This is a genomic window from Ravibacter arvi (assembly GCF_039540405.1).
GTDB lineage: Bacteria > Bacteroidota > Bacteroidia > Cytophagales > Spirosomataceae > Ravibacter > Ravibacter arvi.
In genome coordinates this window covers 184,977-198,013 of the sequence record NZ_BAABEY010000033.1, presented here as the reverse complement: position 1 = coordinate 198,013, position 13,037 = coordinate 184,977, and the positions used below count along the sequence as shown (strand labels likewise).

Annotated in this window: 5 protein-coding genes; 3 read left to right on the top strand and 2 right to left on the bottom strand. The window is 49.4% G+C overall.

Annotated elements, in window-relative coordinates; all coding sequences use genetic code 11:
* Window positions 1-99 precede the first annotated feature (99 nt).
* Together ABD852_RS19425 and ABD852_RS19420 are read left to right on the top strand one after the other, a co-directional pair.
* A complete protein-coding gene (locus tag ABD852_RS19425; protein WP_345031946.1) occupies window positions 100-1,875 on the top strand; it encodes a 7TM diverse intracellular signaling domain-containing protein in 1,776 nt (591 codons plus the stop codon).
* A gap of 126 nt (window positions 1,876-2,001) precedes the next feature.
* Window positions 2,002-7,686 carry a LamG-like jellyroll fold domain-containing protein gene (locus ABD852_RS19420; protein WP_345031944.1) on the top strand — a complete coding sequence of 1,895 codons (5,685 nt, stop codon included), beginning with the start codon at window positions 2,002-2,004 and terminating at the stop codon, window positions 7,684-7,686.
* A 128-nt stretch (window positions 7,687-7,814) separates the two neighbouring features.
* On the opposite strand, the gene ABD852_RS19415 is transcribed toward ABD852_RS19420, so the two are convergent.
* Window positions 7,815-8,588, bottom strand: a complete 774-nt coding sequence (locus tag ABD852_RS19415; RefSeq protein ID WP_345031942.1) for an NIPSNAP family protein — start codon at window positions 8,586-8,588, stop codon at window positions 7,815-7,817.
* Window positions 8,589-8,998: 410 nt separating this feature from the next.
* Here ABD852_RS19415 and ABD852_RS19410 point away from each other — a divergent pair, with 410 nt between their 5' ends.
* Window positions 8,999-11,389 carry a PKD domain-containing protein gene (locus ABD852_RS19410; RefSeq protein WP_345031940.1) on the top strand — a complete coding sequence of 797 codons (2,391 nt, stop codon included), beginning with the start codon at window positions 8,999-9,001 and terminating at the stop codon, window positions 11,387-11,389.
* 219 nt (window positions 11,390-11,608) lie between these two features.
* Here the strand turns inward: ABD852_RS19410 and ABD852_RS19405 are convergent, their stop codons facing one another.
* A complete protein-coding gene (locus tag ABD852_RS19405; protein ID WP_345031939.1) occupies window positions 11,609-12,934 on the bottom strand; it encodes a T9SS type A sorting domain-containing protein in 1,326 nt (441 codons plus the stop codon).
* Window positions 12,935-13,037 lie beyond the last annotated feature (103 nt).

The following is a 13,037-nucleotide window of genomic DNA, read 5'->3' as shown; positions in this document are numbered from 1 at the left end:
TAAATTAAACGGACAGGGTTATTTTTGCAATTGCGCACGAAGATTTAGGTGACTGGCAGGAGAAATATTTACTTTTGCACTGAACTAAATCACTTCCCGGTGCGCAACGCTTTACGGATCCTGCTCCTTTTAGCCGTCAGTCTTGTGGCCAATGCGCAGACGATGGAGGACGAGCATGACGATAATATCGCGATGCGCTATACCGTTTTGCGTGACTCCGCACAGTCGCCCGATCAGTACTGGCTCAAAATATGGGTCACCAACAAAAGCAAGTATGATGGCACGTACAACATAAGGATATCTCCCCATATCGATAATACCGTCTACTACTGGAATATCGACGCTGGCAAATGGCTCGCAACCCGGGTAGGAGCAGCGGTTGAAAGTGACAAAAGCAGGCTGAAAGGGGTAGTACGGGTCGTGCTGCGCGGACAAAGCACCACAACGATCCGGGTAAAAATGAACGTAGGCGCGTTCGGACGGCAGGTGATCAAACCGCTGATCCGGTTTGAGCGGGAAATTACCACTGCAAGCCGGGAAATGACGCTGTTCATGATGTGGATTGCTTCGTCTGCAATCCTTTCCCTGTTTATCGGCGTTCACTTGTACAGCTATTTCAGATCGAGGGACAAAATCTCGTTGTACTTTGTGACAAGCCAGCTGGGCGCCATTGTGTATATGATGGTTTCCAAAAATTTCCTGACAACGCTCATTTTCTGTCCGCCATTTACGGTAGGCTTCCTTCCTGACCAAAACAGTCACGCGTATACACTTAACAGTCTGTTGATGCATCTCAGCGTGGTGGCGATTATCTACGGCATCGTGCAGCTGACCAGAACCTACCTGGCGACGGGAAAAACAATGCCCGGACTTGACAAGATTCTGCGTTACGGATTGTATTTCTATATGACGTTTACGGTGGTCGTGGCGCTGATCAATTGTTTCGTGTTTTGCCTGAACATTTATTCATTGCCGTATGAGAATGCGCTGATTGCGATGCTTGTCGCGGCTGTGATGGTGACGGGTGCGGTGGGGTACATCCGGCGCCTGCCGGCGTCGGGAAGTTTTTTACTTGCCCATATACTCCCGGTGCTGATCATTATGTTTGTTGCCATCAAAAACATATTTGCGAGCCATTTTGGCAATCAGCTGTTCTGGTTGCCCGAGCTGGCAGTAATTTGCCATGCGGTCGGCTTTTCGCTGGCGATCGCCGAACGGGTCAGGGTGATAGAGCATGAATTAAAAATCAGGGAAACGGAAACAGGTCGGCTGGCGCTTGAGATCCAGGAAATTTCGCTGGAACGCCAGCTGATCGAGCTCGAAAATGAGCAGATATTAACCGACCTGCATGCGTTGGCCGAACGACAGAAATCGATGGAAGCAGAGAGCCGGCGTAAAGGGCAGGATATTGAAGAAGAGAAGCGCAGGAACGACGCGCTGCAGCAAAAACTGGAAGCAAATCAACGCGAGCTGGCCTCGTCTTCACTGTATATCGCGCAGAAAAACGAAATGCTTGCGACGTTGAAATCCCAGATCCGGGAGCTGAATACCGCAGGCGCTCACCTCGACCGGGAAGGACTGCAAAGTATTCATTCGATTTTGCAGAGCAGCCTTTACCTCGACGAGAACTGGGGGAAATTCAAACTGCATTTCGAGCAGGTACACCCGCATTTCTTTGAAGACCTCAAAATCAAATACCCGTCGCTTACGCGAAATGAAACCAGGCTGTACGCCTACCTCCATATGCAGCTCTCTGCCAAGGAAATCGCCGCTTTATTGAATATCGATCCTGCGAGCGTTCATCGGGCCAAGACGAGATTACTCAAAAAAATGACCCTTACCGAACGCAGCGACAAGCAGCAGGAAACCTTGTAAACGGCAGATTTACAGGCACGACTTTAACCGGTACCGGACTTGTCCATATTTTGTCTATACCCCTTTTTAGGTTTTGGGCCCGGGTGTGGCTTCTTTTGAAACGTCGAAAGTAAACCCGCCTCTTTTATGCAAAAAACCTCTACACTCCTGCTATACCTGTACGTCGCGCTTTTGTGCAGTTGTACGTTCGGGGCGCTGGCCCAGGTCCCGACGGAATTCACCGCCATTTCGTGCGGCAACGGGAATGTGACGCTCACCGCCGTGGGCTCGCCGCCTTTCAGATGGTACAGGAATACGCCGGGCAGCACCGTTTTAAGTACCAGTCGTACTTTTGTCCCGCCGTTTCCAGGTACTTACTACTACGCCGATTCCGAAGAATTTTACAGAAAGGTGGAGGTGTACGTCACCGCGAAACCCGATTCGGTTTTTAACTCGAATTTTGCCATATGCCTGAATACGCCCATGCATTTCGAGGCCAAACCGGACCGTTTCAAGTTTGCATTCAACGGGAACGGCATGAATGCAGGCGCGGAAGTGCAGGGAGAGTACCCGACTCGTTCAGATACCAGCCTCACCATGGAGGCTTCTGTATTCTGGCGCGGCGGAAGCGCCAGACAATGCATTCTCTACAATGGCAGTACGGGAGTCAACGGATACGGATTGTTTGTCAGTGCCGGCGGCCAGCTATCGGTAGTGGCCGGTGGGGTTAGTTTGAGTAGTACGGTATCGGTCACCAACGGGAAATGGCACCACGTAGCCGCGACCCGGACAGCCGACGCCAAAAACAAACCGGGCACATGGAAGCTCTACCTCGATGGCGTACCGTACGATGTAACCAATAACACCACGAAACCCATACAACCATCGCTGGCCGGGTTTTCCGTCGGGCGCAGCAGCACGGGTCTCGAAAGCTTTAACGGAAAAATCGACGAGGTGAAGATGTGGTTCGTCGCCAGGGATATCTATGGGATCGCCACCTCACGGATGGACGTGATGCCGGTACCTCAGAACGGCCTCGCCGGATACTGGCGGTTTGACGCGGAAACCGGCCAGCATGTACCCGATGTCAGCGGCAACGGCTATCACCTGACGCTTTCCGATAACCTCGCGCGTGCTTTTTCTTCCGGGTACGAATGGAACTTTGCAGGTACAAAGACAGAGGGCACCCCCTACCCCCCGGACCAGATTTTTGCAACGGCGGGAGACAAATCAGTGACGTTCACCGTGACGGACCTGGTAGGTTGTAAAAGCGACTCGGTCAAGATTCTGAATGCCAACAATTACAAGCCCCCCGTAACGGCATCGGCCTCGGTGGCAGCTGCCTGTGTGAACGATAAGATCAATTTGTTCGCATCCGGCGGAGGCATAGCACTGAGTTCAGACTTTAACGACAACCTGGGCGCCGGCTGGACCGTATCCGGCTTTGCACTGGAACCGTCAAATACATTTTACACGACACCCGACGGCAGCAAGGCCTACCTGGCATCCGCTTTTGGCAAAAAAATTACGGATGCCCAGATGATTTCGCCGGCATTCAGCACGAAACAGCTTACCGATGACAAAATACGCCTGAGTCATTACAATGCTCCTTCAACCCTCTCCCAATCGGCAAAAGTTCAACTATCTACCGACAAGACTAACTGGACGACCCTGGCGGAGTATACGGGAACACGGGGACTCCCTTTCAGCTTTGCGCGGGAGATCTGGTCACTGCCCGCCGCTTTTGAAAACAAGGACGTGGTCTATATCAGGTTCCTCTACAACGAAGAGTATTGTGAAGGCTGGGGCTCAGGATGGTATATAGATAACCTGGATATCTATACCGGATTGGGAAAAGCGGAGTTTATCTGGACATCCAGCCCCAATTATTTTAACGCCAACGTACAAAACCCGGTAGATGTGGTGCACAAAGGTCCCACTGCCTACACCGTGAGGGCCAATACGGGATGCATGTCCGATCCGGCGACAATCATCGTCAATACCAACCCAGTCGCAAATGCGCAGATCAGTATCAAGGACCATCCGGTTACGTCAAAAGACGTTTGCGCCAATGATGTGGTCAAAATAGTTTTTACCGGCTCCGGTGCACAAGCCCCGTTTACATTTGCGTATAAAGTCAATGAAGGTCCTGTGCAGACGATTACGACCACCTCGGGCAACTCCGTCGAGCTGACAGCGCCTACCGGTAATGCGGGCACGTTTGCATATAACCTGCTGCGGGTCTCCGGCCCGAATGCCTGTTCACGGGAGGTTTCGGAAGTTATAAGCATTATGGTGGCTGCAAAACCTGCTGCAACGCTTACGGGTTCTCAGTCGGTGTGCCAGAACGAACCTGCGTATATTACCTTCAAAGCGACCGGTGGCAGAAGCCCTTTCACCTACTCATATCAATACCCCGAAAATCCAGCCGGTTTCATCACCAGCGCCGCTGCGGAACTGTCCCTGCAGGTTTCCACGGCGGAGGCCGGCATCGCGGAATATATCCTGTATGGTGTTCGGGACGGCAACGGGTGCGAAACAAGCTATGAGGTCAACGGGAATGCGCCTGTCGCCCGCATCGCGGTGGGGGAAAAACCCGTTGTTAACGTAAGTCAACCACCGACAATACCACCTGCCGCTACTGAATTCCCGATCAATTACTGGTCAGAGGGTATAGGCAATCCCAACAAGTATTCGGTCAAAGCGACCGGGCCGAATGCTATGCCCGGCTTTGTTGCTGTTGAAAATGAATTTTTCAATTGGGGCAATTACCTGGTGCCGGTAAAAATTCCCGCCAGCGCGGCTGGTACCTATAATTTCGAATTCAGCGTCGTCAATTCGGACGCGGGTTGCCCGTCGGTTTACCCCATTACGCTGGAAGTCGCCGATAACGACTCCCGTTTGTCGGGGTTCTCGGTAAGCAATGGGCCGTTATCTCCGGCATTTGCCCCGGGCGTGTTTGAATATACCGCGCCGGATGTGCCGCTTAGCACCACCGCCATTTCCGTTACTGCAACCGTAGCCAACCCTACCTCGGTGATTACCAATGGTTCGACGGTGATTGCGAGCGGTGTGCCGTTTCAACACAACTTCGCATTCCCCGGACAGAATCATATATCGCTCAGAGTGACTGCACAGGACGGTTCTTACACTACTTACACGATTTACGTTACGCAGCGATACCCCCTTACAATCGGGGGGTACGACGGTGACGCCTACGGAGCCTATTCATTGCGCAAACTCGGGGTCCTCTTTCAGCATGGGACCATCACGCCCCCTCCGCCCGTCCCCGGCTATACCCACGCTGCCCAGCCACTCATACGCGTGCGGCGCGCAACCGACAATGCATTGCTCGATATCGGATTTACCGCTGACGGCGTGCTGGATACACTCGCACTGAAACGTTTTGCAGGTACGTCCGACGCCTTTGTTAACATATGGTACGACCAGGGCGGAAACGACCATGACGCCGTTCAGAACACCCCCGGCAGCCAACCCCGCATCGTGCACGCAGGTAGAGTCGAGCGTAAGGGCAGCCTTCCAACCCTGTATTTCTATGGCTCGACAGGCAATAATGTGTTTTTAAGCACGAATTCGTTTGTCGGGCGGGCCAACGGATTCGGCCTGTTTGCGGTGGCGGGGGTGAAATCCGACTTCACCAATAATGATAATGCGCTTGTAAGCAAAACGCTGGGTAATCAGCCCGCGCCCTGGGATATTTATGGCAGTCATTACGACGTGGGTAACGGAGCCGGTGGATTTGACGCAGCTACCACCACGGTACCGTTTACATCCGCAACTCCATTTGCAGTGAGAACGTTTGTAGGCCGGCGGTTTTCCGCTGTGCAGGCCTATCTGAATGGTTCCGTCAATACCACCGCCACTGCAATGGCCGCCAACCTTACCGATCCCGGTAGCCCGCTCACGATCGGATCGAGGCAGGACGGAGCAACACGTCTGGCTGGCTGGATCAGCGAGGTAATCTACCAGGGAGGCGGTGTTTATTCCAACCTTGTCCCGCTTGTCAATAACCAGAAGCAGACCTATCTGAAACCTTTCATTCACTCGTTCACCCCGGTGATGGCCCAGGGCAATGCGGAGATCACCATTACGGGCGAAAATTTTACCGGCGCCACCACGGTGTCGGTCGGGAATTCCCCGGCCACCATCTCCTCGGTGACAGCCGGTCAGATTAAAGCCACGATCAACGACGGGAGCAGCGGCGAGGTATCGGTTACCACACCGCTGGGCACGGGAAGCAAAGGCGGTTTCTATTACGGAACGCCCCCAGGTAAAACCCTTTCCTTCGATGGCGGCGACGATTATGTGACCATTGACAACGACTCCCCCGGTAGCTTTGGAACAGGCGACTTTACGATCGAAATGTACGCACGTACGACCCAGAACACCGGCGCGGGATCGGTACTCAACAAGCGGGACGTCTGCGGATTAACCAGCTACTTCGATTTTATCATTACCGACGGGAAAATCAAGTTTGTATCGTGCGAAAATGGGTCCGGCCTGAATTACAACAGCATTTCCGGCACGACACGCGTAACCGACGGAAAATGGCACCATATCGCTGTTACCAGGGCGGGAAATGTGATTTCACTGTATGTAGACGACCACCTGGACATTGCATTCACCACCCGCGGCATTGCCGATATTCAGAATAACACCGCGATGAAAATGGGTAATAATGTCTGCAATAACCGGTATTCGGGAAGTCTGGATGAACTCAGGATCTGGAATTATGCCAGGACGCCGGCAGAATTGCAGGCAGCGCGTTTCAATGTTGTCGACCCCAAGGCCGAGAACCTGCTGGTTTACTATAATTTCGACGTAACGGACAACAATGGACGCCTCTCCGACATCGCCGCTGCCAGCACTTCCGGAACCCTGCGGAACTTCGAAGGCGGGAGTAGTCTGACCGAAAGCTATTCAATGGTACTCCCTGTCGCCCGCGATGCGTCGGATTTCACTGCAACAGGTTTTACGGCCCGGTGGGCAGAACCCGTGGTGGGCTCGGCCGACCGTTATTTGCTGGACGTATCGGCAAACGAGCAGTTTGATTCGTTTCTTGAAGGGTATCACGCATTACCGGTAACCGGCACTTCACAAATTGTAACGGTACCGTCGGCCCGTTCCGGGCGGGCTTCGGCGGCCGGCCAATATTATTATTATCGTGTCCGGGCCGAGAAAACCGGGCTGGAAGGACAGGGCGGAAGCTCTAACATTACTACTGTCAGCTTCAACCCGCTGCCCGTGCACCTGGTCTCCTTTACGGGCACAAAGACTGAAAATGCCAGCGTGCTCAAGTGGACTGTGACCAATGAGCAGGAATTTGAAGGCTACGAAGTGCAGCGCAGCTTCGACGCCCGGACGTTTGAAAAAATAGCCTGGTTAGATGCCGTCTCCAATGGCTTAACCGCAGTCACGAGGTATCACTACCAGGACAATATGTCCGGCATAAATTCCGGATCCATGTATTACTACCGCTTGAAAATGATCGATCGTGACGGCAGCTACGCAATGTCAAAAGTGATTGCAATAGACCATGGGATGGGGAGTGCGGTCATCGGCCGTGTTTATCCCAACCCTGTCAGCGGGCGCGACTGCTTTATCGACATCAAGCTGGAAACCGCCGGCAACTGGCAATCGGACATCCTGGGCGTTACAGGGACATTGCTGAGGTCGAAACCCCTGAAACTTGGCGAAGGACATCACAGGATTTTATTGGAAACCCGCGACCTGCCATCCGGAATTTATTTGCTGAAGTTGAGAAATGTAGATTCCGGACAGGATGTCGTCAGGAAAATGGTGGTTAATTGACCGTCCCATACTTCTTTTCAGCAGCGGGTTCTTGGGTGGACCTGCACTACCCACTGCCACTTCCCGGTAGGTTAGCGGATGGATCCTGTCAGCATAACCCGCTGCTGAAATTTCCCGGTGCGAAATTTTTATACCTGCGAAAACGATACCGGTACCAGAAACACGTTGCTGATTTTGGAAATCGTGTTGGCATACTGCGGATCGGACACCAGTTTTTTCCATTCAGGATCCGCCAGGAAAGCCGTCCATCCTTTGTCGCGTTCTTCCATACTGCTGCAGGTGATCATATAAGTAAGGCGGGGCATCCGGTCCCCTGCAATTACCTCCCCGCAAAATACGGGATTCAGTTTTGCCCGTTCAAATATCGGGAATTCGCCGTCATGGAACATCTTGATTTTTCTTCTTACCGCGTCTTCGCTATACCCCTCATAAGTCCTTAATTCAAACATCCGCGCCTCGCCTGCCGGCGACACCAGTTTGGGGAAACCGTCAAACGCTGCCAAAAGCGTAGATGTGAAACGGCTATAAGCCGCTTTCTCGACCGGAATGTTGCGATACGCCGCGCTATTTTCGAGATAGGCAGCATCGGCCTTTACTTTTGCATTTACAGAAAGGTAATTTTCGATAGATGCATAGGGCGTCAATACATAAATTCTGGCCGGGTCCGACGGGCGCCATTCCTTGAACACCCCTACCGGTTTAACGCCGTACTTATTCAGAGCAGGAATCAATGCAGTTTTCAAATAGTTTTCAAGCTGCTTCTGGTCGCCACCGAACCGCGTTTCATATTCACGCCATTCATAAATTTCTTTTTGCACCGGGTCTTTGGCGCCAGCAACTGTGTGATCGAACGTTGCCGCAGTAACGGCCAGTGAAGATCGGATAAAACTCCTGCGATGCATGGTGATAGTGTTTTAGATTTCAAACTGGTTCCAATATACTGAAAATGAGGAAAAGACCATTTTGAAATCTGCATCAACAGACGTGATTATCCATAGTTTTTTGTCAGTCCTCACCTGAAGGGTTGTGAACAAAATTCAGGTAGTCTCCTGGCGTCTGCTTCAATACGTAAAAAATACTTAAAAATAGGTATTGCTATAGCCCGGACGTATAGTGACCTTTGTGCTTGAAAGACTACCGGCTCCCTCTTTTAACGCCAGTACACGAATCTTTCATTGCCCGTTACAGACGTGCCAGGCTGCTGTTGGCTGGGATAACCGGCCTTTGTTCCCGCCTGCCGAGAATTGAGAGCGCCAGGATAAAAGTCTCAGGTTGAATAAAAAGTTTAATAAAACGTATTGAGCACGGTTCAATGTACCTAAGAAACTGCTTTCGCCTTGTTGTAAGTATTTTAGTGCTGGCTGTCCTTCATGGGTGCAAGCATAAAGATGGGCAGGTACCACCCGAAGAGAACACAACGGAGGTTGGTAAGGTTGTGATCTCGGAAATGAAGCAAGTGGTCTCCAAAACGCTAAGTGCCCGAGGAGGAGAAGTGGGAATTCAGGATGCCGAATCTTCCTTGAACGGTTTTAAGATTACTGTTCCCGATGGCGCTTATACAGGCGGGGCGGAATTTTCGGTTTCTACAGCTAAAGTGGTAAGACAGAATTTCGGAGATGAGTATAAAGTATTAAGTCCGTTGATTTCCATTGCTGCTCCTTCAGGGAACAGTGACGACCTGATCACAATTGAAGTGCCGATTAATTTACCCAACGATCATTTCGCCGCAGCGGTTTTTATTAATGAAGAGGGAAAACCAGACCTTTTGCCAATGGTTTCGCTTTCGGAGAAAAACATTGTTTTGGCTGTCAACTCTTTTAAAGATAATGCTTTTTTTAAGGAGGCCCGGACCTCATCACTCATCAAATTGGAATTCCTTATAGTAGGAATTCTCGATATCACGCTGTTATCGGACAACTACTCAACCGCATTCGAGGTCGGTAAAGATAACTGGAGCTTTACCAATTTTGGTAGTATAGTTGCCCCGAAAGGATATTGTAACGGCGCATCCTTCTCCTCTCTCTGGTACTTCAACTCCAAAAAAGAGTCTACCGGCAGAACCCTGTCTACTTATGGCGCTGCATCCAACCCTCCGGCTACCTTAAGGCCGGAAGATGCGGAGCAACTAAACGCTTCGGGAATTAAGTATGTTTCTCTTATGCAAGGAAATGCGCATGACATGAATTTTATTGCAGCTTTTTATCAGACGATAAATTACATGAACCCCATAGAAAGCCATAAAAATAAAATTGCCTATATATATGCAGCCTTTTGCCTTAAAATAACCGGTAAACCGCTTTATCTAACACTTATAGATCGTAACAATTTAAGCCACTTTGTCTTAATAGTTGGCAAAATCAATAATGAATTGGAAATTGCAGATCCCAATTTTCCGAAAGAAAAGAGAAAAGTAGTATACGACCCCATAAAAAGAAATCTCTTGCCATATAACTCCGGTTCAAAAGCTGACGTTGCCTCTTCATATTCGGGGTTTATGCCACTTTCCTATTCATCGTTCAGCTATAGGAACATTCTTAGCAGCAAATGGCAAGAGCTTGAAAACGGGAATATCGGCCACGATAAATTTCCAGATTTCATGTACACTATTAAGACAATCGGTAAAGAGGTCACAAAAACAACACTTAATCAGGCTGCTGTAAACAAGATAGTATGTCCTTTCCAAATTGGAATAAGCAGTATTGCGAGCCAGCCACGCACCAAAGCCAAATTGATCAATGACAAAGGAAAAGTGATTGAGATCTCCGGAAATTCGCTTTACAATTTGCCTGGCGGGCGGCAAAAAATTGGCATTCTGGTTTCACAGGACGTAACTTATGAGAATAAGGTCTACGAAGATACTTGGGCAGACTTTCGTTGGTTTGATATCGAGGTCATTAGTGAAGAACAGGATTTCAAAAATTGCCAGATCACGACCGGGGAAGGGATTTCTATTGAAAAAGCCGGCGAAACCGACAAAGAATACGCTTTTTCTCTGGGAGCGACCTGTTCATTCCCACCAAAAACTGTATTCTTTTGGGACTTCGGCGATGGAAATACAGACGAAGCAGTTGACAAACAGACGGCTAAACATAAATTTTCGAAGGTCGGCGATTTTACAATCCGATTACGCGCATTGCCGCCCGGTGCATCAGACTATATTGCGAAGGAACTAAAAATCAGGATACTTCCTCAGTACTTTGTAAGATTTACCGTTGGGTCAAATGAATATTTAGTACCAAAATACACAGGTGACGCGATCAGCTTTAGTAACCACACATATGGAATTAGGCGTGAGTCCTGGCCAAGTCTGCTTGCAATCTATGACGACAGGAAGGGAAGTCAATCGTATTCGGCATTTCTATCTATTGACTTCTACAACAATGCATTCAAGGGAGTTGGAGATTATACTATAGCTGCGCCATTGAATGAAGACATCATGCTATCTCCCTACGCAAGCCGCACGGAATTTTATGCATCTTTGCCGTCAAAAGGACCCGTATTGAATGCGTATATCACTTCAACCTCAGGCTCCAGTTTTTTAGGTAAATCTGGAGGCAACGTAAAAATCACAAAATACGAAAAAGGGAGTATAATTGAGGGAACTTTCGAATTTGTAGGAGACGAATACATAAAAGGACTATACACTGTGAGAAATCAGCCCATCAAAGGCTCGTTCAGGGTTCGCCCTCAATTTGATAATTAACTAGTCGTCAATATTCATCCAGGCCTATGAGCAATCGTCGGTTTTCGAGTACCTGAATGGACATGCCGTAAAATTGTCGGGCCACTTCATTAACCTGATCTTCACTAATACATTCAATTTTGATAAGAGTAGCGAAGTGATTACTGCATTTTATTTCAGATACTTACATGATCTATACCATCCAAATTCCGAGGCAATACCGTGTTTTTTTAAGCCCCCTCATTCTACAACTATTCTGCTACCTATTCCGTTATGTGATATTATATATATTCCCGGAATCAAACTTCTGATTGGGCGTATTTCGGCGATCTTTCCGTTTAAAGACCGCTTTGTGAAAGGAATATCCCTACCGTCCATATCTGTGAGATTCAATATGGCATTTTCTTCCACTTCCATATAAATTACTCCATCCGATGTTGGATTGGGATAAGGTACGTCTGTACTTGAGGTACGCACGCTTACTATAGGAGAATAGGTATGGCTACCATCCAGATCCACCTGGCGAAGCCGGTAAAAACTCCGGCCCCGGAGAGGTGTTTCGTCAGTGTGAATATACGATTTGATTTCGTACGAATCTCCTTTTGCAATTATTCGCGCAAGTTCTTCAAACTTTTTGACGTCGTGGCTTCGCTCCACACTAAAATACTCAAAATTATGCTCCCCCGCAGTTGACCAGTTTAGCCTGACAACGTTACCAGATCCGGCGTTTGCCTCAAATGAAATAAGATTGACCGGTAATTGTATCCCCGCTTCCCCGCCTTCGCAAATGCCACCACCCAACTCATAACCATTAGACCACCCGGTGCACGGCGGATTCGCCCCGTTATCCCCAGTATTGACCGATAGCTCCTCGTCAGCGATGCGGCCGTTTGAGCCAGGGGTTAAAATGGTCTTCATGATCCATTTTAACCCATCCCAATAGATGTAAACATAACCGGTGTTGTTATACAGAGGAATTTCGTATGCGTTTTTATCATTTACTACGCCTCCGCTCCTGGTTTTCCTGGTGTCAACCGCCGGCCCTCCCTGTGGACCGGTAAGCTGTATGGTATAAGGTTGGCAATTGCCTGTAAGACGCCCGCCTCCCGCCCAGCCTTCGCAGGGGGGAGCAACGGTGTTGACACCGTTATAAAGTGCTATGTTAAAATCGAACGTATTCGGCCCTGTCTGTCCGCGATAGCCGAGTACCCATCGATAGCCGTTCCACCATAACATCAGGTCGCCACCACCGTAGAGGCAATTCCCGTTAAAAACTTTATATCCTTCTCCGCCTAGCGCATTCCTCATCTTATAGGCGGGCCGGCCGTTTATCAAATACAAATCGTTGGATAATACTCCGCCGTCGCCTGCCCAAAGCTTTCCCGGCGTATAAGTTCCATTAATCCAATAAACTTGGCTGGGATCTATTTCGCAGCTATAAGTGCTTGTCGTTCCGTTATAGAAGGCTATATTATTTGTCATTGTAACAGACGGCGTTTGCGCCAGTACATTAGCTTCGAAGCTCGCAAGAATAGCAATCTGAAGTACGTATAAGAGCTTTTTCATCATTTTATCTGTTTATTAATTACGAAGTTTTATTAATCATCTGCAACAAATTCGCAAAAAAAAACAACGTAGTAAATTAAAGTCACTATCTGATTTTCCCCCT

Excerpts from the sequence above, each read along its gene's own strand:
- ABD852_RS19405 (WP_345031939.1), bottom strand. The coding sequence starts at position 12,934 with ATGAAAAAGCTCTTATACGTACTTCAGATTGCTATTCTTGCGAGCTTC.
- ABD852_RS19410 (WP_345031940.1), top strand. The coding sequence starts at position 8,999 with ATGTACCTAAGAAACTGCTTTCGCCTTGTTGTAAGTATTTTAGTGCTG.
- ABD852_RS19420 (WP_345031944.1), top strand. The coding sequence starts at position 2,002 with ATGCAAAAAACCTCTACACTCCTGCTATACCTGTACGTCGCGCTTTTG.
- ABD852_RS19415 (WP_345031942.1), bottom strand. The coding sequence starts at position 8,588 with ATGCATCGCAGGAGTTTTATCCGATCTTCACTGGCCGTTACTGCGGCA.